30 protein-coding genes are annotated in these 23,519 nt (G+C 71.0%); 4 read left to right on the plus strand and 26 right to left on the minus strand.

Translation table 11 applies throughout. The features are described 5' to 3' along the window. Position 1: 1 nt before the first annotated feature. The 5 genes from JEQ17_RS49300 to JEQ17_RS49320 all read right to left on the minus strand — a co-directional run bounded on the left by JEQ17_RS49300 (position 2) and on the right by JEQ17_RS49320 (position 4,775). Positions 2–961: an ATP-binding protein gene (locus tag JEQ17_RS49300; RefSeq protein ID WP_234048901.1), complete on the minus strand. Its 960-nt coding sequence runs from the start codon at positions 959–961 to the stop codon at positions 2–4. Beyond that, positions 916–1,494: a hypothetical protein gene (locus JEQ17_RS49305; RefSeq protein WP_062189820.1), complete on the minus strand. Its 579-nt coding sequence runs from the start codon at positions 1,492–1,494 to the stop codon at positions 916–918. Before JEQ17_RS49305 ends, JEQ17_RS49300 begins: the two co-directional genes overlap by 46 nt. Before the next feature lie 523 nt (positions 1,495–2,017). After that, positions 2,018–2,548 carry a hypothetical protein gene (locus JEQ17_RS49310; RefSeq protein ID WP_200402271.1) on the minus strand — a complete coding sequence of 177 codons (531 nt, stop codon included), beginning with the start codon at positions 2,546–2,548 and terminating at the stop codon, positions 2,018–2,020. A 314-nt stretch (positions 2,549–2,862) separates the two neighbouring features. After that, a complete protein-coding gene (locus tag JEQ17_RS49315; protein ID WP_200402272.1) occupies positions 2,863–3,834 on the minus strand; it encodes an MBL fold metallo-hydrolase in 972 nt (323 codons plus the stop codon). A 68-nt stretch (positions 3,835–3,902) separates the two neighbouring features. Next, positions 3,903–4,775: a helix-turn-helix transcriptional regulator gene (locus JEQ17_RS49320; RefSeq protein ID WP_024126710.1), complete on the minus strand. Its 873-nt coding sequence runs from the start codon at positions 4,773–4,775 to the stop codon at positions 3,903–3,905. Between the two features lie 98 nt (positions 4,776–4,873). On the opposite strand from JEQ17_RS49320, the gene JEQ17_RS49325 reads away from it, so the two are divergent. The 3 genes from JEQ17_RS49325 (at position 4,874) to JEQ17_RS49335 (ending at position 8,020) form a co-directional block, all read left to right on the plus strand. After that, positions 4,874–5,743, plus strand: coding sequence for a helix-turn-helix domain-containing protein (locus tag JEQ17_RS49325; protein WP_234048902.1), 870 nt, complete (start codon positions 4,874–4,876; stop codon positions 5,741–5,743). A gap of 43 nt (positions 5,744–5,786) precedes the next feature. Beyond that, a complete protein-coding gene (gene fabG, locus JEQ17_RS49330) occupies positions 5,787–6,491 on the plus strand; it encodes a beta-ketoacyl-ACP reductase (protein WP_024126708.1) in 705 nt (234 codons plus the stop codon). A gap of 284 nt (positions 6,492–6,775) precedes the next feature. Continuing rightward, the gene (locus JEQ17_RS49335; RefSeq protein ID WP_200402273.1) at positions 6,776–8,020 is read left to right on the plus strand and encodes a helix-turn-helix domain-containing protein; all 1,245 of its coding nucleotides are present in this window, start codon (positions 6,776–6,778) and stop codon (positions 8,018–8,020) included. A 107-nt stretch (positions 8,021–8,127) separates the two neighbouring features. Here the strand turns inward: JEQ17_RS49335 and JEQ17_RS49340 are convergent, their stop codons facing one another. The 5 genes from JEQ17_RS49340 to JEQ17_RS49355 all read right to left on the minus strand — a co-directional run bounded on the left by JEQ17_RS49340 (position 8,128) and on the right by JEQ17_RS49355 (position 11,181). Further along, positions 8,128–8,502: a hypothetical protein gene (locus JEQ17_RS49340; protein WP_200402274.1), complete on the minus strand. Its 375-nt coding sequence runs from the start codon at positions 8,500–8,502 to the stop codon at positions 8,128–8,130. Continuing rightward, complete coding sequence (locus JEQ17_RS49345) at positions 8,495–9,400, minus strand: hypothetical protein (protein WP_200402275.1); 906 nt, start codon at positions 9,398–9,400, stop codon at positions 8,495–8,497. Before JEQ17_RS49345 ends, JEQ17_RS49340 begins: the two co-directional genes overlap by 8 nt. An 89-nt stretch (positions 9,401–9,489) precedes the next feature. After that, positions 9,490–9,615, minus strand: coding sequence for a hypothetical protein (locus tag JEQ17_RS50620; RefSeq protein WP_024126704.1), 126 nt, complete (start codon positions 9,613–9,615; stop codon positions 9,490–9,492). A gap of 102 nt (positions 9,616–9,717) precedes the next feature. Beyond that, positions 9,718–10,698, minus strand: coding sequence for a hypothetical protein (locus JEQ17_RS49350; protein WP_024126703.1), 981 nt, complete (start codon positions 10,696–10,698; stop codon positions 9,718–9,720). A 126-nt stretch (positions 10,699–10,824) separates the two neighbouring features. After that, complete coding sequence (locus JEQ17_RS49355; protein WP_024126702.1) at positions 10,825–11,181, minus strand: hypothetical protein; 357 nt, start codon at positions 11,179–11,181, stop codon at positions 10,825–10,827. Positions 11,182–11,205: 24 nt separating this feature from the next. Between JEQ17_RS49355 and JEQ17_RS50625 the strand changes: the two genes are divergently transcribed. Beyond that, positions 11,206–11,328 (plus strand): hypothetical protein, encoded by a 123-nt coding sequence (locus tag JEQ17_RS50625; RefSeq protein WP_267924849.1) that lies wholly within the window; start codon positions 11,206–11,208, stop codon positions 11,326–11,328. 22 nt (positions 11,329–11,350) lie between these two features. On the opposite strand, the gene JEQ17_RS49360 is transcribed toward JEQ17_RS50625, so the two are convergent. The 16 genes from JEQ17_RS49360 to JEQ17_RS49435 all read right to left on the minus strand — a co-directional run bounded on the left by JEQ17_RS49360 (position 11,351) and on the right by JEQ17_RS49435 (position 23,388). After that, entirely contained in the window at positions 11,351–11,800 is a 450-nt protein-coding gene (locus JEQ17_RS49360; RefSeq protein ID WP_024126701.1) for a hypothetical protein, read from the minus strand. Positions 11,801–11,910: 110 nt separating this feature from the next. Then, a complete protein-coding gene (locus JEQ17_RS49365) occupies positions 11,911–12,300 on the minus strand; it encodes a hypothetical protein (protein ID WP_024126700.1) in 390 nt (129 codons plus the stop codon). 49 nt (positions 12,301–12,349) lie between these two features. Then, complete coding sequence (locus JEQ17_RS49370) at positions 12,350–12,976, minus strand: TetR/AcrR family transcriptional regulator (protein WP_024126699.1); 627 nt, start codon at positions 12,974–12,976, stop codon at positions 12,350–12,352. 275 nt (positions 12,977–13,251) lie between these two features. Continuing rightward, positions 13,252–13,500: a hypothetical protein gene (locus tag JEQ17_RS49375; RefSeq protein ID WP_200402276.1), complete on the minus strand. Its 249-nt coding sequence runs from the start codon at positions 13,498–13,500 to the stop codon at positions 13,252–13,254. Between the two features lie 76 nt (positions 13,501–13,576). Continuing rightward, a complete protein-coding gene (locus tag JEQ17_RS49380; protein ID WP_200402277.1) occupies positions 13,577–14,038 on the minus strand; it encodes a hypothetical protein in 462 nt (153 codons plus the stop codon). 102 nt (positions 14,039–14,140) lie between these two features. Beyond that, on the minus strand, positions 14,141–15,901 hold the full coding sequence (locus tag JEQ17_RS49385; RefSeq protein ID WP_024126697.1) for a phospholipase D-like domain-containing protein: 1,761 nt from the start codon (positions 15,899–15,901) through the stop codon (positions 14,141–14,143). Positions 15,902–16,231: 330 nt separating this feature from the next. After that, on the minus strand, positions 16,232–17,185 hold the full coding sequence (locus JEQ17_RS49390; RefSeq protein ID WP_200402278.1) for an SAV_2336 N-terminal domain-related protein: 954 nt from the start codon (positions 17,183–17,185) through the stop codon (positions 16,232–16,234). A gap of 344 nt (positions 17,186–17,529) precedes the next feature. Then, entirely contained in the window at positions 17,530–18,189 is a 660-nt protein-coding gene (locus tag JEQ17_RS49395; protein ID WP_024126695.1) for a beta/alpha barrel domain-containing protein, read from the minus strand. Between the two features lie 75 nt (positions 18,190–18,264). Continuing rightward, a complete protein-coding gene (locus tag JEQ17_RS49400) occupies positions 18,265–19,170 on the minus strand; it encodes an N-6 DNA methylase (protein ID WP_024126694.1) in 906 nt (301 codons plus the stop codon). Then, positions 19,167–19,724, minus strand: coding sequence for a hypothetical protein (locus JEQ17_RS49405; protein WP_024126693.1), 558 nt, complete (start codon positions 19,722–19,724; stop codon positions 19,167–19,169). The genes JEQ17_RS49400 and JEQ17_RS49405 overlap by 4 nt, the downstream gene beginning before the upstream one ends. Positions 19,725–19,775: 51 nt before the next feature. Beyond that, complete coding sequence (locus tag JEQ17_RS49410) at positions 19,776–20,138, minus strand: DUF7715 family protein (RefSeq protein ID WP_200402279.1); 363 nt, start codon at positions 20,136–20,138, stop codon at positions 19,776–19,778. Positions 20,139–20,213: 75 nt separating this feature from the next. Further along, positions 20,214–20,786: a hypothetical protein gene (locus JEQ17_RS49415; protein ID WP_024126691.1), complete on the minus strand. Its 573-nt coding sequence runs from the start codon at positions 20,784–20,786 to the stop codon at positions 20,214–20,216. Between the two features lie 109 nt (positions 20,787–20,895). Then, positions 20,896–21,786, minus strand: coding sequence for a Mom family adenine methylcarbamoylation protein (locus JEQ17_RS49420; RefSeq protein WP_200402280.1), 891 nt, complete (start codon positions 21,784–21,786; stop codon positions 20,896–20,898). A gap of 38 nt (positions 21,787–21,824) precedes the next feature. Further along, positions 21,825–22,583, minus strand: a complete 759-nt coding sequence (locus tag JEQ17_RS49425) for a DUF6884 domain-containing protein (protein ID WP_024126677.1) — start codon at positions 22,581–22,583, stop codon at positions 21,825–21,827. Beyond that, the gene (locus tag JEQ17_RS49430) at positions 22,580–22,942 is read right to left on the minus strand and encodes a hypothetical protein (RefSeq protein ID WP_024126676.1); all 363 of its coding nucleotides are present in this window, start codon (positions 22,940–22,942) and stop codon (positions 22,580–22,582) included. The genes JEQ17_RS49425 and JEQ17_RS49430 overlap by 4 nt, the downstream gene beginning before the upstream one ends. Continuing rightward, entirely contained in the window at positions 22,939–23,388 is a 450-nt protein-coding gene (locus JEQ17_RS49435) for a hypothetical protein (protein ID WP_024126675.1), read from the minus strand. Before JEQ17_RS49435 ends, JEQ17_RS49430 begins: the two co-directional genes overlap by 4 nt. Positions 23,389–23,519 lie beyond the last annotated feature (131 nt).

Below are 23,519 nucleotides of genomic sequence, written 5' to 3' on the forward strand. Positions count from 1 at the left end.
GCTAGTTGACAACCTGCAGCTCGCCGACGCGCGCTGTGGTGTTGGACGTACGGATCTCGTCGGGCAGCGTCCCGCTGGCACCGTTCGACGCCTGCCAGGTGACTTCCCAGGAGCTGGTCGCGGTGACGGTGAACTTCCCGCCCGGCTGGCCGGCGGAGACCTTGGTGTAGCGGTAGCCGCAGTCCGGCGAGGACTTGTCCCCGTAGGCCTTGGAGTACTTCGTGCCCGCGGTCGTGCACGTGACCGAGCCGCCGTCTCCCATGGAGTAGGTGATCTTGGTGACGCGCGCCGTGGCTGTCACCGACAGTCCCGGGACGGCGGCCGTCGCGCTGTTGGGACCCCAGGTGGTGTCGCTCTTGTTGTTCCACAGCCAGACGGGCATGCCGACGAGACCAGGGGCGTCCGGACCGGGCGAGCTGCCGATGTTCGCACCCAGCAGAGTCATCTTGTCCCGGGCCTGACGCGCCAGCACTTCGGGGTCGGGGAGGAGACCGGCGGGCGGTTCCGTCAGCCAGACGATGCCGCCGACGTCGTTGACGATGCAGTCCCTCATGTAGAAGGCGCCGGGACCCGTGGTGTCTGCCCCGTTCATGTCGGTGTGGCCCGGGCCGGACGGCGGCTGGGGATCCATGAGCTCGTAGAAGCAGCGGTCGGCCGGGTTGTACCCGGGCGCGCAGGGGATCTCGGTGTCGTCGACGAGCTTGCACATCCCGTTGCCGCTCCCGCCTCCTTCGCCCCCGCCGCTTCCTCCGCCGGTGCCGCCGCCTCCGCCTCCACCGGGCTTGCCGGGCGTTCCGACGTCGACGCACACGTCCACGTCGGAGCAGTGGCCGGCGCCGTTGCCCGCGTACGCGAGGCCGGCCGGCGTCAGGGCGGTCAGTACCGCAAGGACGCCCACTGTGCGGGCAGAACGGATCAGCAGCCCTTTGTGCGATCGGCTGTGATCTTCGTGACGAACCATGTGTCGCCCTCCAGCGTGGCTTGGGACGTGACGGGGTACTTCAGGCGCTGCTCGGCGAGCTTGAGCTCCTTGCCGGAGTCCTTGTAGACGGGCTTCCAGCTGGTCGCGTCGAAGCAGTCGGTGACCGTTGCGGTCTTGCCCTTGGTGTTCACGGCGGTGACCTGAGGCTTCATCTCCGGACGGCCGGTGAACTTGATGCCCATCGACTCGTTGCGCAGGACCGACTTCTTGAGGTCGGTGGCGGCATCGCCCCTGGCGTACTTGGCCAGTTCCTCGGTGTGCAGATCTCCGTCCGCGGCCATCTTGATCTGGATCTCGCGCATGTTCGTGTACGCGGCGAGGACCTTGTCCTTCGCTGCCTGGTCCGGATCGTTGGACGGCGTCGAGGAGGCAGTGGCCGAGGGCGAGGAGGCCGTCTTCTTCTTGGGTGTGTCGGAGCCGCAGCCGGCCAGAGCGCCGGCTGCGACGGTGCACGTGAGGACGGCACCTGCGAGTCGCAGGACATGGGTGCGGTGGTGGGTGGTCGAAGCCATCGGCAGATCCCCTTCAGGAGTCGGGTACGGGCGCTGACGCGCGCTCAGGGCGGACAAAACGCGGCGAGGTGAGTCCTCTACCGCGCTTCGCCGGCTCTGGAGATGCACGCCAGGCCAGGACCCGGCGAGCCTACGGCCACGGCGCAGGGCCAGTGCCTGGCTCCCGGCCGCGGCAGGGGCGTCGTGCCGTGGGTGAGCCACGGATGACGAGGTGCCAGCGTGTGAACAGGGCCGCTTCGCACCGAAGCCTGGATGGTCGACTCGGTCATCCACCCGGTTCCCGACCGGAGGTCGGCCGGTCGTAGCAGTGATGCGGACCCGGATGGCACGAGTCCAGTTCCTAGATGTCGCAACGCGATTTCCCCCTCGCGGTCACGGACGCCGCGTCTCCCACAACGTGATCAGTCCGAGCTTGATTCTGGCCAGAAAGATCAGGTGCAGCCAGGCCCCGTTTTTTCCGGTAGCAGCACTTCCGGTATATGCCTCTGGCGCGGGCGTTTTGGAAACGCTGTGGCCAAGGACTTCACGGCTTGATCAGCAAGGCCGGCCCCGTGGCCCGCAGAGCATTCCGGGCAGCCTCCTGGTCGCCGCTGGTAATGGCGTTAAGTCGACGTTTTACGAACGGGGTGGAGGGGTGGTTTTTGCCGTAAACCGACTGCAGCAGCGTCAGCAGGGCCGTTCCGGTACGGACGGCGTCGTGCGCGTCGGTGACGGTGAGCCAGGAGGCCGCACCGTTGCGGGCCTGCCGCCGGATTTGGTGGTGTGTGGCATACAGAAGGCGCTGCCAGGCCGCTGCGGTGTACACCGAGACGTCGGTGGCCATGGCTGGGTATCCGGCGATCTGAGCGCAGAAGGCGACGAGCTCGAGGGCGTGGAGCGTGTAGTTGTGCAGGGGGCCGTGGCTCTCGGCGAGCTCGTCGCTGATGGTCCGGGCGGCCGCCAGGGCCTCTTCACGGCGGCCGGCGCGGAGGGTGTGGCGGAGGTCCTCGATGCGGTGGCCGAGGAACTCGGGGACGGCGGCGGGGACCGGCAAGACAATGGCTGCGCGGCTCATGAACTCTCCCTGGAGCGAGGCGGCTTCGAGCGGATGCCACCGCCGGGGGGCCGGCGGCGGCATCCGGAATCGAGTGCAGCAACGGCGTGCTGCTCGACCGCGCACGTCAACGGGCGTGGGAGGGCCCTCGGTGCCTGAGCGGCGCTCCCCCGTGCTTACACGGCGCGCCGACGTCGGTAGTTGACTGCTTGGGCGAGCTCGGGGGCAAGCCCCCGAGCTACGCGGGCGGTTCCTATTTCAATGATCGGAACGGAGTGGGCCGCGCTGTTTCACCAGCCGGAATTCGCGCCGTGCACGGCTGCCAGGTGAAGAGTTCAGGGTGCGAGAGGGCCGGTCGACGAGCGGTCCCAGGCAATGCGTGCCGCGTGGTCCATCAGCTTCAGCAGGTCCGGGGCGGTGGTGTCCTGGTCGAGGTGGCGGTACTCCGTGCTGAGGGTGATGGCGAGCCGCTCGGGCAGGCCGAGGCCGGCGTAGCGGTCTTCCTTGATCAGGATGCGTGCGGCATCGACGGCCGTCCGGCCCTGGCCGTGCATCACATACGCCTGGTCCGCGAGGTCGTCGAGGTAGGCGATGTAGCCCCGCAGGTCGTCGGGGGTCATGAGCGGTCCGTGGCCGGGGACGATCCACTCGGGGTCGAGGTCCAGGATCCGTGCGCAGGCGGCGGCGACGCGCTCCAGTGGGCCGGCCCAGTGCGAGGGGTGGTCTCCCGCGAAGACGATGTCGCCCGCGAAGACAACGCGCTGCTCGGGCAGATGGACGATGAGGTCGCCGACGGTGTGGGCCGGGCCGACTTCGAGCAGCTCCGCGGCTATCTCGCCGACTTCGAGGTCATGGCGTCCGGTGAACGTCGTGGTCGGCGGGAGAACCTCAATACCCGCGAAGTCGAACTTGCCGAAATGCTCCCGGAAGTACCAGCCGAGGGGCTGGCCGGGGTCGGTGTCATGGATGAGGGCCTGCAGCTGTTCCGGTCTCGGCTCCAGGCACTGGTGCTCGAGGGCGGCGTGGGTGGCGTAGACGTCGGCGCCGGGAAGCTGCTGAAGGCCCCAGGTGTGATCGCCGTTGGCGTGGGTGACGGCGACCCGGTCCAGAGGGACGTCCGGGCCCGCGGCTGAGCGGACCGCGGTGAGGAAGGCGTCGGTCAGGGCGGGTGTGTAGGGCGTGTCGATGACGAGGGCCTGGCCCTTGGAGACGACGAGACCGCAGTTAGCCAGGCCCCATGTTGCCTCGTGGCCGGGCTGCCAGGCGAAGACGCCGGGCGCGATCTGCTTCAGGTCAGTGGATGCCATGGGCATGCATTGTGCGTGCCGCGGCCGCCCGGAGGAAATCTCTCCGCCGAAGCGGCCGCGGGGCAGCGTCAGATGTGGGGCACGAATGGCAGGAGGAAGAACCGGGCGCCCGGGCTGCCGAACGGCTGGGCGGCGCACATGGTGACGGTGCCCAGCTGGGACGGCGCATGCCGGTCGCAGCACCTGGTGCGGTGGTCCTCGGTGCCGCGCGGGGTCACGTAGCCGGCGTGCCGCATCGGCCGCGCGTCACCGTCCGGGTGGATGTACGCGAGGCTGTGGTCTCGGTAGATCGGCCCCGCCACCGGGTCGTCGTTGACCTCCTTGTCGAGCTGCCGGAGATCCGCGTTGTCGGGGTGCGCGGCGACCGCCGTGCGCAGCTGGGCTGCGACCTGCGGCGCCCAGCGCGTGTCCCAGTCGACCAGGTGGTGCTCGCGCGCGTCCTCGCGCAGCAGCATCCACCGGATCAGGTTGCGTTCAGGCAGCTCGGGGGATCTTCCCTCAGGCTGGGGGAACATGAGCTTGAAGTCGTCGTTGGCGGCCAGCACGTTCCAGGCCACGTCGTTGATGTAACAGGGCTGCCCCGACACGCCGTTGACAGCCACCTGCCACGCCGGATCCACGTTCGTCCCAGCCATCGGGTCCATAGGGAACGGCGGCTCGTAGCCGATCGCGTAGACGTAGAGCGCGGTCCGCTCGCGCTCTTCCATGTTGAGCACCTTGGCCACGTTGTCGAGGAACTCGGTGCTCGGCTGGGACGTGTTCCCTCGCTCGAACTCGGCGTAGGTCTTCTCCGTGACGAACAGCGCCTGGGCAACCTGCGCCTGAGACAGTCCTCGTGAGCGCCGGCCCCGGCCAGTGCGCTTGGGCCAGCCGAGCTCGACCGGGTCTATCTCTCCGCGCTTCCATTGCAGCAGCTGCTGCAACGCCTCCTTCTGATTCAACTTTGCACCCTTCCCCGTGTTGCCGTCCCCGTGTCATCCCCGCGATATACCGGAAGCGCTCGCTCCTGAAATTCGAGGACCGGAAAATTCAGAGCCTGGTGAGCGGGATCTTGGCCGGGAAGAATCGCGCACTGGATCGAACCCGCGTTGTGGGAGACGCGAAGGTCCTCGACAACCGCGAGGGGGAGTTCGCGTTGCTGCATCCCGTTGCCACCCCGTCCGACCGCACGGGCGGTGCCGTGGCACGCACCATGGCGGTGCTCGGCGCGCTGATCCGTCTCGGACCGGGTGAACACCCTCTGGCTTCGGTTGCCGAGTCCGCGGGGCTTCCCGCGCCGACCGCTCACCGGTATCTGCAGGCCTTGATGCGGGAGGGCGCCGTCGAACAGCTCGGGCCGCGTGCTCGCTACGCGCTGACTGACGCGCTGCACGGTCCCCCCTCATCGACACCCGCCCAGCCCCTCCAGGCCGGCCCGCCCTCTCCCGCGGTGAGGGCAGAGATCGTCACACTACAGTCGAGAACTGGTCAGGCCGCATTTGTTTACCGACCGCATCTGATCGGCACTCCGATGAGAATCTGCGCGGAACGGGCATACGGGTCACACGTTGATGAGATCCTTACATCACCTCAGATCGCTTTGCGATCTCTTGAATCAGCACCTCTGGAGGCCGACGCGGCCGGACTGGCGATCCTCGCCTGCCTCGGCTCCGTCAGCGACCACAAGATCGACATCGCCCACGTCCGTGAGGAAGGTCACGCCATCGGGCCGTCCCCGCTCCAGGGGCGCACCATGATCGCCGCGCCCATCTGGTACGGCTCGGCCGTCGCCGGCTCGGTCGCACTTCTGGCCAAGGACGCGCCCATGCGACGCGCCGCCACCCGCGCCCGGTACGTAACTGCCGTGATGGACACCGCCGCGGCGATGAGCGGACACCTCACCCGTTCCGGCACGCGCCGGGCCAGCTGATTGACTACAAACCCCCACGAGCACCACAGAAAGGCGCCACCCCGTGTCCCGTTCAGTCCTGATCACCGGCGGCAACCGCGGCATAGGCCTCGCCATCGCCCGTCACCTCGCCGAGGCCGGCGACCGCGTCGCCATCACCTACCGCTCGGGCGAACCCCCCGAGGGCCTGCTCGCCGTCCGCTGCGACATCACCGACACCGCCCAGGTCGACGCCGCGTTCAAGGAGGTCGAGGAGCAGCACGGCCCCGTCGAGGTCCTCGTCGCGAACGCCGGCATCACCAAGGACCAGCTCCTGATGCGCATGAGCGAGGACGACTTCACCTCCGTCCTCGACACCAACCTCACCGGCGCCTTCCGCGTCACCAAGCGCGCCTCGCGCGGCATGCTCCGCGCGAAGAAGGGACGCGTGGTGTACATCTCCTCCGCCGTCGCCCTGCGCGGCGAGAGCGGCCAGGCCAACTACGCCGCCTCCAAGGCCGGCCTCGTCGGCTTCGCCCGCTCCATGGCCCGCGAACTCGGCTCCCGCGGCATCACGTTCAACGTGGTCGCCCCCGGCCTCACCGAGACCTCCATGAGCGAGGCGCTGAGCGACGAGCAGCTCGAGAATCTCAAGACCCAGATCCCCCTCGGCCGCCTCGCCCGCCCCGAGGAGATCGCCGCCACCGTCGCCTTCCTCGCCTCCGAGCAGGCCGCCTACATCACCGGCGCCGTGGTGCCCGTCGACGGCGGCGCCGGCATGGGCCACTGACCACCGTGACCGCCCGCCACGATGGAGTCCGATGAGCACATGATCTGACAGTGGGCAGTCCCCCGTGGGCTGCCCCGCGGCAGCAAGACCTTGGTGTGTCCAGCACCTCGGCCCGCCCGCCGCATCTCTGCCACCACCCGGCGAGTGTCCAGCCCGCCTGGTGAAGAACCCGGTCCGCAGACCGGGCAACACCGCCCCTGCCAGGGCGGATCACTTGGTTCCGGAAGAACCGGCCCCACCGAAGAGGGGCTCACGCATGCCCGAAAGGAGGGCGTGCCCTGCCCATGATGCAGCATGCCCGCGCGCCGGTCCACGCCGCCGCCGCTCCACCGCGCCTTCCGCGCGGACAACACCGAATATCCACAAACAACCGATACATCCTGGTCCGCGACCACGCCGACCAGGAAATCGGCACCACCGCGTCCCGCCGCACCCGGCGCGGCGACTTTCTGCGCGCCGCCACCTGGGCCATCACCCAGCGCCTGCACCCCAAAGCCGGCAACACCACACTGCGCGTCGCCCGCGACCTCGCCGCCCGCCTGAACGCCGACGGGCACGTCGCCTACTGCCGCGACACAACGTACAAGCGCCTCGGCATCAGCCGGCGCACCCTGGAGCGGCACATCGCCATCCTGCGCGAACTCGGCCTCCTCGTCTGGGCCGTCCACGGAAGCCGGACCAACACCCGACCCGCCGGAAGCGGCGAATGGGCCGGCACCGCCACCATCTACGCCGCCGTCGTCCCGCGCGCCTGGGACGACGCGGTCGGCCACCGCGTGCGCGGCCACGGCTATCACGCCCGCCACGTCGGATTCACCGAACACGGACGCCAGTTGGCCATCACCGAAGCCCGCCGCCGCACCCGCCCCTCCCGCCGCCGTGACACCCCTTCCTGTAAGACCAACCACCCACGTCCTACAGCTGAGATGAGAGGGAGGAAGAACAACACCAGCGCGCCCCACGGCGCGAGGCCGCGGCCCCGCCGCCGACACGAAGTGCCCGAGCCCTACCGAGCCAGCCCCAGCCAGGCCGCACACGCCGTCTCCGTCGCCGCCTGGATACGCCCCCGGGTGCCATGGACCCAGGGCGAGGGCCTGCGCCGCCTCGCCTTCGCCCTGCGGCCCTGGATCGCTACCGGCCTCTCCGCCGCCGACCTCGCCGCCGACCTGTCGGTCTGGCGCGTGCCCCGGCGGCCAACCTCCCCGGCCAGCATGATCATGGCCCGCTGGAGCGAGACCACCGGCCACGACGAGCCCGATGCCGACCCCTGCCGCGGCGAGGACACGCCTTGCGGGGTCCCGCCCAACGCGGCCTTTCGGGAGGCCATGGACGCAGTCCGCGCCCGCCTCACCAGGCTGTCGCCGCCCGTCGAACCGGAGCCCGATCCGCCCGGCTTCGTCATCCGCGACCGAATTCTCGCCTCGCTCGCCGAGGCGGACCGGGCCCGCCGCACGCGCACCGCCGAGCAGTGCCTCACCTTCGCCGAGTGGGAGGCCGTCTGCGACGCCAGGGAACGAGCCCCCTGGTGACCCCGCGCCGACCCAGGCCACACACGTACGGCACGCACCAGGCCACGGCTCCGACGAGGAACCCGACCGCGAAGCTCTCGAACCGGAACACGGCGCCCCCTGCCCGTTCAGGACCCCGCTGCCGGGGCGGCCTCGGGCACGGACTCCTCGACGGTCTCCCCCTGCGCCGCGCCCTCGGCGCCGCGCCGGCGCGTGCGGAAGACTGCCCGCACCGACCGGAACAGGGCACGGACCAGCCGCCACAGACCGATCGCGCCGCAGCCGACCGCCGCGCCGCTGGCGCCCAGACGTGCAAAGGTCTCCAGCCAGCCGGGCCAATGCAGGTAGCCCAGCGTCAGCGATGTGCCGATCAGGCTCAGGCTGAGCACCATCAGGACGCTGCTGTGACCGATCACCCCCCAGGTACGCCTCAGTTCGGCGTAGGCCTCCGGGTTCGCCTCCCGCCACGGGTCGCGCCGGCCGGTCCGCTCGTGCTCACTCACCGCTCTCTCCGCTCCTTGCAGACTGAGTTCGGTCGTCGTGAGCCCCGCCCAGGACCTCCCGGGCATGGAGCAGTCCCTCTCCCAGCTCCTCCAGTTCCAGCCGTGCGTCGTCCAGCAGTTGCCGGGGCAGCAGCCCTTCGGGCAGCGCGGGTCTGACTGGCACTACAGCTACGCGGTCGTCGCGGATCGCCGACTCCACCGCCTCCTCCCGCCGTCCGACCTCTACGGCCTGGTCGACCAGGAGCGCGAGCGACTGCGCGTATCCGAGGAGAAGGTCGCGGGCTTCCACGTTGTCCGCCGCCAGCGGCACGAGACCGGCCGCGTCCCACACCAGCCGCGGCAGCACCGCCGCCGCGCGCGCCAGCTCGTAGCGCCCGCTGCGCTCGGCGAGCATGCGCAGGCGCTGCTCGTCGGCCAGCAGCCGGTAGAAGACCGCCGCGTACGCCTTGCTCGTCTCGACGACGCGCACGCGGCGCCGGGTGAAGCGCTGGACGGCCGCGGGCACACCGGCGGCCGCGGCCATGCCGGCCGCGCCAGCCGCCAGGAGACCGGTGGCCGCCGGCAGCAGGGATGTCGCCGGACCCAGAACGGCGAAGGCAGTCACGGTGAACAGCGCGGTCCGGCCGACCGGGAGGGGCCGGGGAAGCACGAGGCATCCCAGCGTCCAGATGTACTGGGGCGGGCGGCGTCCCCATACGCTCCGGCACACCCAACGCCCCAGCCGGTGCTGCTCCGGGTCGAAGAAGCCCGCCTCGCGCAGCACACCCGCAGGGTGCGGCCCGAAGATGTCCCAGCGCAGCCACCCATCCCGGGTCCGCTCCCGTATCAGCAGCAGTGCCTCCATGGCGCCCCGAGCAGCGGCGGGGGTCGAGGCCCGGATGGCCAGCTCGGCGCGCACGGAGTGATGGAGCCGGGCGGCTTCCTGGACGGCGTGGGTCCACCGATCCCGGTCTGCATCGAAGGGCTGAGGCTGTGCGGCGGCCGGCCTCATCGCTGGCCCGCCGCGGCCGGGGCGTGAGCGGGTGCCGCGTTTGCGGTGGAGCCGGGGACGGTGAGCGGGCTGCAGGCGGAGGCGGCGAGCACGAGGCCGGCGGCCAGGAGGCGAGGGGCCATGTGAGGAAGTCCTGTTCGGGTCGGAGAAGGCACCGTTCACCTCCTACAGGTGCGGCCGAGGCCGCCGGTGTGACACTCCGCCCGAACTTTTTGTGGGCTCCTTCAGCCGAGCGTGCCCTCGAAGGTGACCTTGGAGCCGCCCGCGTCGATGGCCTCGACCGTCACCGGGCCGCCGGCGGCTGTCTCCGGGACGCGGAAGGAGACGGTCTGTGTGGCGGTGCGGTACGGGGCGATCGCGGCGTCGCGGTACCCGTACACCGGACGGACGGTGGCGGCCAGGTGCAGCTCCTGGCCGGTCAGGATCCGCAGGGTGGTGCCCAGGCCGGACATTGGGTCGCCGGAGCGGTTGACCACGCTCAGCTCCAGGCTCCCGGTGCGCGAGGCACCTTCGCCGCTCACCGTCACCTTGCCCACGCGCACCTGGCCGTTCCACTGCCCCAGCGGCGTGACCGACTGCCCGGCCGGCGCACCCTGCGGCGCCTGGGTGTCCGGGGAGGCGGCGGTACCGCCCGGCAAGGCACCTTCGAAGAACAGCAGTTCAGGCTCGGCCAGCCCCTCCTCGGTCGCCTCCACGGTCACCGTGACCGGCAGGCCCTGGGCCTGGTCGGGAAGCACCAGCTTCACATCCCTGTCGACGGAGCCGTTGGGGCGCACCTGCTGCGGCTCGTCCGTGGAAGAGGACGCGCTGCTGTCGGTGGCCTCGGCAGCGGTGCGCCCGAGAGCTCCGTAGCGGGCGGTGACGGCGGTCTGCGGCGCGGTCGCGACCTGCGCCCGCTGGTTGGCCACGGTCACCCGCGCCCTGTACGCGCTCGAGCCGGCCGGCACACCGGGCACGGCCCCGGCCGGCTGCCGCTCGAAGCCCTGCAGCGTCACCGTCCACGCCCCGTCGCCGACCGGCAGCGGCGTTCCGGGCTTCACGATGCCGTCCGGCAGCACTGTGGAGGGCGAGGGCCGTGCCGCGGGGGTGCTGCTCGTCGTCTGCCCGTCGGCCTTGGGCTCGCTGTCGGAGTCGGCGCAGCCGGAGATCAGGACCGTGCCGGCCAGGAGCACGATCGGAAGGACGTGGCGCAGGCGCACGGGCATGGTTCCCCCTTGTCAGGTACCGGATCTCGGTCGAGGGGATCATGCCAAAACGCGTCCGGCCGGGGCCGGACGCGCTGGTGAAGGGTGTTGGTTTCCGGCCGCCCGCTCTCTGCGGAGAGCGGAAGGTCACAGGGTGATGGGGATGGGGACCAGGAAGTACTCGGTGTCGCCTACGCGGACGCGCAGCGGGTGCCCGGGCGGGAGGGTGAACAGCCGATGATGCACGGTCGCCGGGGAGTTGCGCTCGGACAGCGCGGGCTCCAGTGCGGTACGGACGGCGGCGCGGGAGGTGTCGGACAGCGGGTTGCGCTCGGCGATCTCCGCGCAGTGGTCGAGCTGGGCGTCGGTCAGGTCGGGACCGAGGCCCTGGCGGAGGGCCTCGACGGCGACGGCCGGGGCCAGGACCGCCCGGTTGTGGTCGCGGCAGATGTGGCCGGGCGTGCCGTGGGGCTGGAAATGCCGGGCGGTACCGATGGAAGTCATGGGGGATTCCTTGGGGAAGAGATTGTGGCTGTGCTCGCGGGTCGTCAGGTCTCGGCGATGGTCAGGGCGGGCGTCGGAGGCATCGGGGACTTCCGCTCTCACCTGGAGCGGGCGGCGGTCTGTGCCGACGACGAAGAAGAGGAGTGACGGGGGCCCTCCCACCTCGGGGCTACGCGTAGTAGCTCGCCATGATCCACTCGGGCTTGCTGGCGCGGGTCCGTAGTTCCAGCACGGACAACGCCCGCTTCAAGGCCTCGTCGTGCTGGGATGCGGCGCTCATCGACGCGGGGTCGAGCGTGAGGGGCCCGCTTTCGGGCTGGCGGACGACGGCCGCCAGGATGTGTCCGTCTTCTTCCCACCCGATCGAGTACGTCCGAAGGAGCAGCGACCCCAGGCCGTTAGCGGCCAGTCGCTCCTCCGCGGCGGCAGCGAAGTAGTCGGGGTGGTTCTCCTCGCGCATGTCCTCTGTCTCCCACGGCACGCGCGGCATCAGAAAGGATGAGCCGTCGACGTCGTCGGTGTACCGGACCAGCTCGTTCGTCAGGCCCTCCCAGTTGTCGGCCGGGCCTCCCAGGCGGTACCCGTACATCAGGGCTTCGTGATTCTCGATGGCGCCCATGGCGTTCTCCTCGGTTCGTGCCAGTGGTAGTTGGCCGGCGCTCTCGGGTCCGTCGAGGCGGCCGGTTGGGGGCCGCCCCGGGGAGTGAGCCGGGGCGGACGCGGGCCGGGTCAGCGCGGGCTGAGCGGGATGACCAGGACGCCGACGTGGGGCAGGCTCATCTCGGCCAGCAGCCGGGCCGTCCTGCCGCTGGCGCTGCTCGGGTCTGTGGAGTCCAGGCGCATGGCGCCCCGGTGCGGGCCGCGCGCGGGGTAGAGGTGCACCGTGCTCTGCGGTGCGTTGCGCTCGAAGACGCTGATGGTGGCGTAGTCGAACCCTCCGAGGTTCGGGTACCGCTCGGCGACGGCCACAGACAGGGCGGCGATGAGGTCGGGGCTCGGCGAGGCGACCGAGAGGGGGAGCGGGGGGCGGCGCGGACGGATGCGCAGAGCAAGGGCGCGTATCAGGACGCTGAGGACGCCGAGGCCGAAGCCGAGGGCGAGGGAGGCTGGCTGGATCAAGGTGGTTTCCCCGTGTTGGTTGCGAAGGGGCCGGTGTTCGGAGCGCGGGTTAGGCGGTGGTGCTGGCCACGGCGGCGTGGACGAGGCGGGCGAGTCCCTGGCGCCTCTGGTACTTGGTCAGTCCCTGGACGCTTCCGGCGCTCTCGTGTCCGGCGGCGGCGGTCAGGCCGGACACGAGGGCGTGCACGAGTTCCTTGCCTGCGCCGTCGGGTGTGGTCGACTGGGTGGCTGCCGTCAGTGCACGGGCGATGGGCCGGGTGGCTGCGGCGTACGCCTTGACGAAGCGGGGCTCGCCCTCGGCCGCGACGGCGGTCAGCACGCGCACGACCGGAAGGCGGCCGCTCCACCCGTCGAGTACGGCGTCGACCATCCGGGCGGCGCCGGGCAGTCCGTCCGAGGACCAGGAGCCGTCCTTGAAGTCCTTGAGCGCCGCTTTCGTCTCCTTGGCCAGGAGCCCGGATGCTTCGAGGACGACGCCCTCGATGTCGGGGAAGTACTGGTAGAACGTCGCGGGCGACGTGCCCACCGCCTGGGCGATGTCCATCACCTTGATGTCGCGGTAGGGCCGGGTGGCGAGAAGCTGGATCGTCGCGTCCATCAGCTTCTGCCGGGTCTGGAGGCCGCGCTGGCTGGGCACGCGGCGGTCGGGGGTGCGGGTCACGACACGGGTGGGCACAGTCGTCTCCTGAGCTGGAGGAAGGAAGGGGGGTGGTCCAGGTCTGGGGGCGGTGCCGCCGGACCCGACGTTCAATCACATTACACATTGAAGCATGAATAAGCAACACTCTGGGGGTGGGCATCCCAACGTTCCCGCCTGACCTGCACCCGCGCGGCCCTGGCGGCTGTGTCCCCGGACTCAGCGCGGACGGTGTCGGCCAACGGGAGAAGTCGAGCTCGTCGCGGTCCAGTTCAACAGCGGCATCGGCATGCTCGCCCGGATGACGCCGACCATCAGCAGCACGTCGGCGCGGTCGTACCGCAGCCCGAAGACGGTGAGCACCTCGCCCGTGCCAGCCAGCTCGACTTGCGCAGGGGGCCCGCCGGATCCAGGCCGAGGCCGACGGCCATGTCCTCCACGGCGTCGGCCAGTTCCGCCGCCTCCGGCCGGCGCCCGGGACCGGCATCGCGCAGGAAGCACCAGGTGCGGAACAGGAACGCCACGGCCGAGCCGCTCGTAGTGGCGGGGTCGAGGCGCAGCATGACGGTCTCTCCGAGGACTTGCGGGGGAGGGACGTGCCGGGTGATCGCCCGGCACGGCGCGACCGCGGGGGACCTGCTACGCCTCGGACTGCGGCGGCTGCAGGGCTCGGGCGGACATGCGGTGAGTGAGGGCATGCGCGCCGGCGAACGCCGTCCCTGCGCCGAGGGCCAGGTAGTCCACCGCCCTCCCGCGTGGGACGAGTTCGAAACCGTGGCCGTGCAGCAGAACGGTGCAGACAGCGAAAGCTCCCGCCACCAGGGCGGCGTCCAGACCGGCCGCGGCAGCGCTCCACACCCAGCGGGCGCGAGCCGGGGCGGTCTTGCGCGCGTCCCGCCTGCGGAGGGCGGCGCAGGCCCCGCTCCGGGCGAGCCGGCGCGTCTTGACGACAAGGACAGCCAGCGGGACGACGAACAGCCACATGACGGGCTGCTCCATCAGGAAGCCGCAGCCGGCGAGCAGCGCCACCAGCCCGTAGACGGTGTGCAGTGGCTGACAGCGGCGGTGCTGGACGGTGCGGGGACGGAGGTCGTCGGACATGGCTCTCCTCGGCTGAAGACGTTCGGGAAGTCGGCCCGGTGCACGGACCGTGGGACCTGTGGCACTGGCGGGACGGGGCCCACCCGTGCCGCACGGGGACTGTTAGGCGTTCGCGCCGTGCCGGGGCGTCGCCGAGGGGCGGAGGCGGGCGCGGCGCAGCCGGTCGGACCACGGCGCGTCGGCGGGCCCAACGGGGTGCTCAGGGATGGTGATCTCGTAGTGCGGGCAGCTCCCGCGCTTTTCAGTCTCCAGGGCGGCGTGCCGGTGGGAGTTCGGGCACTGCTGCCGCTCGTGCTCTTCCCTCCAGTAGCGGACCGCCAGCGTCCGGCCGGTTCCGCCCTCGCGTGGCTCACTCGGCTGCTGCTCCCGGAAGCGCTCGCCCGCGTCCGGGTCCACCCACCAGTTCTCGACCTGGCCGGAGTCGGAAATGCCCCGCCGCCGTTCGGCATCGCGCTTGCTCGGCTTGAGTTGGTGGACCTGGTGGGCCAGGACCCGAACCGTGGACCGCTTGTGCTGGGTCAGCAGCTCCCACAGGGCCCGCACGTGGCGGAGCATCAGCTCCTGGCCGCCCTGGCGGCCCGATCCGCTCCGGTACCGCTCAGGGTTGTCCGGGTCGCGAAGTCGGGTCTCGGGATCCAGGATCTCACCGGGGCGCGCCAGCAGGGTCTCGTAGGGCGAGAACGGCAGCTTCAGCAGTGACTCGTCGCACGTCAGGGCAGTGACCCAGGTCCAGGGGGCGTCATCGCACGCGGCCTCCACCGGCTCCAGAAGCCGGTCGGGCCGCAGAAGGAACCAGCCTTCCTCCGTCCGGGGCGACCACGGGCCCCACACGTAGCCGACGATGCGTCGCCCGTTGGGCAGAGCGAGGGGGGTGTCCAGGAACAGCATCCCGCGCGAGGCGGGGAGGTGGGCGGGATCGAACGGGGTCGTCTTCTTCTCCGCCCGCCGCACCACGCGGCGTAGCGCCATCTGGCCGAGGGAGTCGCCGATCTGGAAGAGGCGGGCGGAGGAGGCCCGGTCGGCTTCCTGCCGCAGCTGCGTCACCACGGCCGCCTCCAGGCCGTCCGGATGCCCGTAGGGCGCCAGCCGCTCACGTTCCCGCCGGTACACCTCCGCTTTCGCCCGGGCCCAGTCCAGGCTCTGCCTGTGGGCCTCCACGTACCGGCGCCGCCACGTACGGATGTGGTGCTGGTCGGGAGTTTCCCAGGCCGCCTCGTCCGCGCGTGCAAGACTCCGGCCCGGGGTGGTTCCACCGGGGTGCAGCCCCAGCGCGCGGAACCGGCGGACCTCGGCGTCGACGTCGTCAACGACGACGTCCGGCGGGTCAATGATCATCCGCTGGTGCCTGTCGTCCGGATCGAGCGCCCACTCCATGCCCGCGAGCTGGGCCAGCACCGCGCGCAACGTCTGCTCATCGGCGCTTTTCAGGAAGTCAACTACGAGCATCTGCACCGTGTTCGCGTACGCGTCCGCCGCCGCGAAGCGCAGCATGCGCTTGACGAACCCGCCGACCGGGCCGCGCTGGCCGCTGGACAGCGCCAGCATCTGATCCGCGACCCGCTGGTCGCCCAGTGCCGCGTTCGCCAAGTGGTCGTAGATCTGCCGGAAGACGGCCATCTCCTCGTCCTCGGCGAGGACGCTGTCGATGGCGCTCCGTACCCGCGCCGAGGATGCCGGGGAGACTTCCGCCGGGACCGGCGGCCGGACCAACTGACCGGCAGCGGCATGCAGTTCCCGGTACAGCTTCAGCTGGAGCTCGCTGAGGATGAGGAGATCGTTGGGCTTGACCGGGGACCGCTTGGCGGCACGGGCCGCGATGGCCAGAAGCTCGGAATCCGACAACTCGGGCATGTTCGAGTGCATGTCATCCCTACTTGGACGCGGAGGGTTTGGGGAGAGGTCGCGGGTGCTGAGCACCAGGCGATGAAATGACAGTACACATTGGAATATGAATAAGCAACATGGAGAGAGGTGGCCCGGGCCTGGCCGGTGTGATCAGCGAACGTGCGTCCCGGGCTGGCCCTTCCACTCGTTGGGCGCGCAGGTGGCGACGGCCGGCGTCTTCGCGCCGGCGCCGCTGCCCGCTTTCTCGAGCAGGGCGTTCATCTCGGACCGCCCATCCGGCATCAGGCGGTGCTGGATGGGCCGGGCGCGGCGAACGGCGGCGTCGATATGTGGGCGCGGAAGCCGCGTCTAGCGGAGGCGCCGCGAAGCCTCCGCGGCCACGAGGGGACGCCGCGCCGACGGTTCGGCTCGCCGCAGCAGAGCCACCGTGCGGGAGAGCGAGGAACGCGGCACCGTGCGCAGCAGCACGGATGCAACGCCCTCTCGGAAGGAGTAGGTCCCGGGGGGACCGGGGACGGCACGGAGCAGGCCGCTCAGAATCACCTCGGCCAGGTGGCTCGGGCACGGGGTCGTCTCCACCGAGCGGTGCACCTGCTGCATCACCGGCAAGTGGGGGACGCCTGCGGCCAGGTGGCCCGCGAGACGGAACGCTTCGGGGGAGGCGGTGGCGCGGAAGCGGAGGACCAGTTCCTCGGCAGTGAGTCTCGCCGGGGAGGTGGTCTCTTCGGCCGGGAGCGCCTGCGGAATGAAGGCGACCGTCGCCGGGACCTCGGTGCCGCCGGTGCCCAGGAGCGTGAACCAGTTCTCCAGCCAGACGGAGGAGGGTTCCAGAACGGGAACAGGGATGCTGTCCGCTCCCGCGTGGGGTGTGCCGTCGTACGCCGTGAAGGTCAGACCGGAGTTGGCGGATCTGGCGGCCGGGGCGTGGACGCGGCCGGGCGTCCCGGGCAGCGCGGTGCGCCGCCACATGCGCTCGGGCAGTGGCTGTACCACCGCCACCGGTCGCACGCGCGCCCAGCTGCGCAGAGTCTCGTACCAGCGTTCCCCGGCCGGGCCGGGGTACCACTGGGGGCCGGAGCAGTCGCTGAGTACGAGGGTCACCAGCCGGTCGTCCTCGACCTGTCGCCCTCGCACCGTGCCATCGGCCGTGAGCACGGACACCGTCGCACCCTCGAAAGGGCCGTCATGGTCGAGAGACTGGCGCAGCCTCCGCAGCAGCGGCCGCCACATCGACATCGTGGGTCCGGCATCGAAGACGAGCTGGAGGCGGTACGCCGGTCCGGTGTTCGTCCGTATGGTCACGTCGTCTCCTTGGGGCCTCTGTGAGGGGGCGAGGCCCGGACCGGGCGGAGGGAAAGTCGGTCCGGGCCTCGCGGCCCCGGCCGCCGGGGGGAGTGCGGCCAGGGCGAACCGCGGGAAGCGGCTCCTTCGGAATTGGCTTGGACGGGGGCGGTTTCCCGCTTTCATGGAAGTACAGTACACATTGAAAACGAATTACGCAACGGTGATGTGCGCCCCATCCACCGGCGAGTCCGCCCCAAGTCCCGGACACCGGGACGCCGTTGGTTTCACCCCTCCCGGCGACACTGATCGCCGACGATGCCCACGAGCGGTGCGCACTCCCGCGCGCCGGCCCCTGCGGCTGGCTAAGCCAGGCCGTCCTGGGTCTGGCTCTCGATGCGGTGCAGCACGTGGGGGGCGACGAGGTCGGCTCCGCCGTCGTCCCAGCGCACGGCCTGGTAGGCGTACGAGGCGGCGCCCTCCGCCATGCCGAAGGTGCGCCCGGAGCGTTCTGTCCCCCGGGCCCGCATCACCACATGTGTCCCGTCCGCGTAGTAGGTGAGCGCGGGATCGAACATGGTCGCGGGTCGGGTCACGTCCGATGCCAGGGGGCGGGCCCGGATCACGATGTCGGCGACCTTGTCGGCGTCGACCCCCGGAATGTTCATGCGCCGGTCAGGCTCGACCTTCCAGGACAGGCCGGGGAAAAGGCGGGTCACCTGTGCGCGCACCCACTGCCACGCCTCGTCCGAGGCCGCCTCGGTGGGCTCGTTCGCAGAGGAGTGCCAGCCCTCGGCACAGTCCGCGCCCTGCGCGCCGAGGAGGGCCATCACCTCGGCGCGGGTGATCTCGTCCGGGAGCTGGGTGCCGGCCTGCAAGCGGTGGACGTACCGGTGGAAGAGCTGGAAGGCCAGGGTCTCGCCGTCCAGGTGGTGGGCGTAGACGATCCGCAGGACCGTCCCGTGTCCCTCGGAGTCAGGGACCAAGGCGGCGATGGCGGGCGGCGGTGTGGTGTTGATGGCCATGAGAAGGCTCCGTTTCGTGCAGGGGTGAGGGAAGAGCGGCGGCCGGCCGCTGGATGCGGCACGGCCGCCGCGCGGTCAGGAGGGCGGAGTGACCTGCCACGGCCAGAACGGCGGGCGGGTCATGGTGGGGTACAGCACCGGCCGGGCCTTCTGCTCGGATCTCGCCCGCTCGGCGCGCTCTCGTACGGCCTCCTCCAGGAGCCGGGGACGGTTGAGGGCGTCGCCGCAGGAGACGGTCACCTGCCGGCCGAGCCTCCACAGCTGGGCGTTCACGGCGCAGCACGCGGCGTTGAGCGGGTCGAGGTCGTTGAGCCACCAGTGGTAGAGCGCGGGGTCGGTGCCGAAGAACCGCAGCGTGGCGGCAGCTGACCGGGCCATAGTCCCGGTGCCTGCAGCGGGTTCGAGGAACAGGTCACCGGGCTTGCGGTCGGCGGAGAGCACCATGTCGCCCATGAAGTTCGTGACGACGGCCGGGGTGAAGAACTCACCGGTGCTCTGCCGTTCGCTGTAGCTGCGCATCCGGGTGATGAGCAGGCCGAGGACATCGTCGGACTCGGCGCGGGCGGTGTCGGAGCAGTACTCCAGCAGCCCTGCGCGCAGGAGGATCCGGGCGTAGTCGGCCAGGCCGCGGAAGTCGTTGTCGGTGGGGTGGGAGAGCCAGTCGTGGAGCGGGCGGGCGGCCTCCGTCAGGTCCGGGTCGTAGGTCCAGAACGAGTTCCAGCCGGCTCGCAAGGTGTCGACGAGCTGTTCGTCGTCGAGGGGGAGCAGGAGCGGGCCGTAGTCGGGGCCATCCGGCCGTGAGGGCGCGGAGAGGGCGAGGGCGGCTAGGGTGCCGACCGCGATGGCCCGGTCGCTGGAGCCGCCGCGGTTGGATGTCCACCAGGCGTGTGCGGCCTCGGCGATGGCGTGGGCGTGGTCCCGCCCGCTTTCGGGCGCCATGGCGCGGCGCATTCCGGCGGGCGGGATGCCGAACAGGGTCACGTCGCGCTCCCCGGCCCCTGCGCGATGAGGCGGTCGAGCTCGGCGACGAACGGCGGCAGGAGGGTCCGCTTGCGGCCCGGCCGCCGGGAGCCGAAGGGCCGCAGCGTCCCGGCGTGGCCGCTGGGCTGGAAGTCACTGTCGATGATCCAGGTCGGGTCTCCGGGCATCCGGGACAGGCGGTAGGCAGCCTTGTTGAGCAGCGTGCCGTGCTCGAAGAGGAGGAGCTCGGCGTACCACCCGGTGACGGCTCCGGCTTGGCGCTCCTCAAGGACCGGCACGACGCCGGTGTGCTCCAGGGAGTTGTCCTCGTCCGGGACGGTGGTGGTGAACGTCCGGGCGGCGTGCAGCGGGGCCAGAACCCGTTCAGCGGCCTGGTGGGCTTGGGGGTAGCCGATCGGGTCGGCGATCAGGCACCGTGCGGCGAGAGCGAGCGGATCCTGGGTGGCGGAGGCGGGGAGCTCCAGCGGTGCGAGCTCTCGCAACAGCGCCTCGTGACCGAGGGTGGCGAGGTACCAGTGCTGCTGGGCATGGGTGTCCGGGGGGATGGTGTCCATGGGGCTCTTCCTGTGGCGGTGGGCGCTGGCGGATGTTCCGTGCCGCGCGGGTCAGTTCGGGGGTGCGGCGTGGCGGCGGGGCCGACCGCGGTGAAGGACGATGACGGTGCCGGTCTCGAAGCCGCGTGCCAGGCCGAAGACTTCGCCCATACGCCTGCGGGTCTCGGTGCTCTGCCGCTCACGTCCGGGCACGTAGAAGCCGTCCTGGGTGAGGAGGCTGATGATCTTGGCGGTGAACTCGGCTCGGGTGACGTCGAGTGCGGCGACCCGGCCGTGCGTGGTGTAACGGCGGCTGTCGAGGCCGACGAAGGCGTCGTCGGTGCCGATGGTGAGGATCTCGTCCGGGTTGGTCCAGTTGTAGTCCGTGGCGGACACGCGGTAGTGCTGGTCGAAGGCGGGGACGATCAGTTTCATCAGGTGTGTTCCGTGGCGACCCGGCCGGGAGCGAGCGCGGCCACCGGGGCCGAACTCCTCGCTCCCGGGCGGGGCTCAGGCGCGTGCCGCCTCGGCCTCCTCGTCCTCGGCCTTGAGCTCTTCGAAGTAGTCGCGAGCGCTTTCGACCATGCCGGGGACGTCGCACCCGAAGGACTCGGCCGCGTCCAGGAGCGCCGCGAGCATGGCGGCCTCGCGCTCAGCCCCGGCGGCGGCGACGGCGCACAGGACATCGAGCTTCACGGGGTACGCCTCGCTGCGCAGTCCCTCGGCGGCCTGGTGGAGTTCATGGGCGGTGACCCGGCCGTCCGTCAGGCAGAAGACCTGAGCGACCAGATCACCGATTACGCGATCGGCGCTTTCCTGGTCGTCCACGACCTGGTCGCCGGGCTGGTTGAAGGCGATCTGGGCCATGGCCTCGGCCGCGAGGACGCCGAGCCGTACGCGCTCGGCCAGCTCGGGAACGGGCAACAGGGCCTTGGGAGCCTGCCTGTTGTAGGCCTCCAGCGCCGCGTCGGCCCATGCGGCGCGGTCCGCGAGGGTGCACTCACGTGCGGGGGTCATGTTGACGCCGGATTCCGCGGCTGCGGTGAAGCGCGCAGCCTTGCGGTCAGGGATGGACGTGTCCACGGTCGTTCCTCTGGGTGAGGTTTCCAAGATGGTGGTGGCCGTGAGAGCAGCGGTACGCCGCTCGATCACGAACACCACACTACATATTGATACGGGAATACGCAACATGCTAGATGCGGGGACGGGCATCTGCCCACTTCGGGTAGGGGAGTGAGGGCATGCCGAAGACCGCCCTCGACCGCTCGGCCCGAGTACGGCCAACGGGCAGGGCGTACCTGTGGGTCCCCGGGTGCCGCTGGCGCCTGGCCCCGATCTGCTCCAGCGCGGTGCGCAGCCAGGCACGCCGGTCGGACCCCGCAGGGCGCGGCGATGCGCCCAGCGCCGCGATGCGCCGCTCGAACCCGTCGGCACCACGGTCTCCGGCGACGAACTTGGCGATCGACCGTGCCGGGAGCACCTGGCCGTCCGGCAGCACGACGATCGTCCTCGCCGTGCTGCGGCCCGTGTAAGTTGCGGAAAGGGCCTGGTAGATGACCCCTAGGTGCCCTCGGGGCGAGCCGGCCGTGCGCCCGTCCGGCAGGGTCCGAAGCCGGGCGACGGGGTCCGCGTAGGTGACCACTCCCCGCACGCCGTGGCCCGCGGCCAGACGCAGTGCCCCCGCGACCGTGAAGCTCTCCCCGTTGCTCGCCACCGAGGGGGACAGACACACCCTCGACATTTCCAGTGCCTCCGTATACGGCTCCAGCGACGGGAAAACCCTGGTCAAAGCACGGCGGCTCATCGGGACGCCCAGGACGACGACACCCACCAGCAGTTGGCCGTCGACCACCTGGCCGTCGTCGCCCCCTGCGGGCTCGAGGTCCACCAGCCCGAACCGGTGGACTGCCGGCGGCCACCCCGACAGGTAGTGGTTCGCCTGGATGTACTCCCGGGCGGGCGCCTCCGCCAGCTCGACCACCTCGTAGCGGCGCCGGTCGAAGCCGCCCTGCGACGTATGGACCCACGTCGGCACACCGCGGCTCCACCGCTGAGCCCAGCCCTCGGCGCTGCCGGCAGCCATGGCCTCCCACCGAGCCGGAGCGGGCCCGAGCGGCGCGCTCACCGCTCCTGCCCGGCTTCGGCCCGCGCGGCGAGACGGATCTGGGAGAGACGTTGCTTCATCTCCCCGATCCCGCCGGCTCCGGCGAGCGGCGCCTCAAGGTCCGGCCAGGAGTGCCGGGCGAGGGCCACGTACTTGCTGCCGGCCAGCACCGTCACCTCCGCCGACTCGATGCCGCGTTCCCGGACCTGCGCCTGCACGAAGTCCGCGCTGACGCTGCCGGGGTCGCCCACGGTGATGTCGTACGGGTCGATCTGTGTGGACAGGTCGAGGAGCCCGTGGGCGGCGGAGAGGATGTACTGGCGGCCGCCGTCCTGGAGCAGGGCTTTGGCCGTCTCCCGGCAGGAGCCGTGGAAGGTGCCGACGTACATCGCGCCGGCGGTCACGCGGCGGTCCTGCTTGGCCTTTCCGCAGCCGACGACGACGATCCGGAACCGGCCCGCGCCCTCGGCGCGGGCCCGCTGCCAGCCGTCCTCGGTCAGAGCACCGCCCCAGACGTCCAGCGCGTCCCGCGTCGCCTCCTGTCCACGAAGGACGTCGCGGCTCTGGTCCAGGCCGACGTAGCCGATGTCGGCGAGGGACGCCAGGGTCCGCAAGTTGACGGACTTGGGCAGCAGCCCGATCGGGTCCCTGGCCCCGGCGAGGAGGGCGCGGCGCTGGGCGGGGGTGATGCGGGGTGTGAAGGATCCGGCCGTACGCGGCCGGTCCGCGGCGCCTGACGTGGCCGTGGCGCAGTTGCGGGGGTGGTCGATGGTCATCGTGTTCCTCGTGATGGGGTCGGAGCCGGCGGGGTGTCGCCCCAGCGGGCGGGCAGGGTGGTGTCGCCGTCTTCCTCGCGGCGCTGGTCTTCCAGGTCGGCGGCGCGGACGCGGCTGCGGTGCCACTGCTCGGCGGTGTGGCCGCTCGGCCGACAGCACCTTTGTCGGGGCGTGGCCTTGCACGTGGGGCAGGTCAGGGACGCCGGACAGGTGTCGCCGATGTCCTCGCCGTCGCAGAAGCCGCAGGGCGGGGCCGTGGCCGGCAGTACGCGCCCGGCCACATCGACGAGGAGACCGGCCGCGCGCCAGGCGCGTTCCTCGGCTCTCGTCGACGGCGGCCCGAAGCTCTGGCGGTTCACGCTCCGCCTGTCTCGGCTGCCGGATCCGCACGGACGAAGGACTCGCCCTCGGGCCAGATCGCGATGATCTTGTGGTGGGACAGGAACTCCTTGGCGACCGAGCCCGGCTCGGCGGTGAACAGCAGTGCGCGGCGGGCCGGGGAGAAGAATCGCGCGCAGTCGCTGATCACTCCGTACGCGGCGATGAGCGCGCGGTAGTGCGATCGGTGACAGGCCATCACCACCTCTCCGGCAGTCGCGTCGAACAGGTCGGTGGACGCCAGGACGGGATCCGTGACGACGCGGTGCCGCAGGACACGGTGTCCCTTGGCCGTCAGGTGGAAGAGGTAGGCGGTCAGGACCGCGTTCTCGAAGCGGTCGGCCTCCTCGTCGTTGTCTCGGCCGGGCTGGGGGCGGGCAGGATCGGAAGGGGCCAGGTAGGCGACGTGCGGACTGTCGGTGGTCATGGTGTGGGCGCCTCCGGAGTCGGGTGAGGCGGCGCCGCGGCGACGGCGCGGCGCAGCATCCTGAAAAGAAGAGGGGCAGTTGGGCGGCAGGACGGTGGTGGGGCGCATCCGCCGCGGTGCTGGGGCCGCGG

Origin of the sequence: Streptomyces liliifuscus (genome assembly GCF_016598615.1) — a bacterium.
Classification (GTDB): domain Bacteria; phylum Actinomycetota; class Actinomycetes; order Streptomycetales; family Streptomycetaceae; genus Streptomyces; species Streptomyces liliifuscus.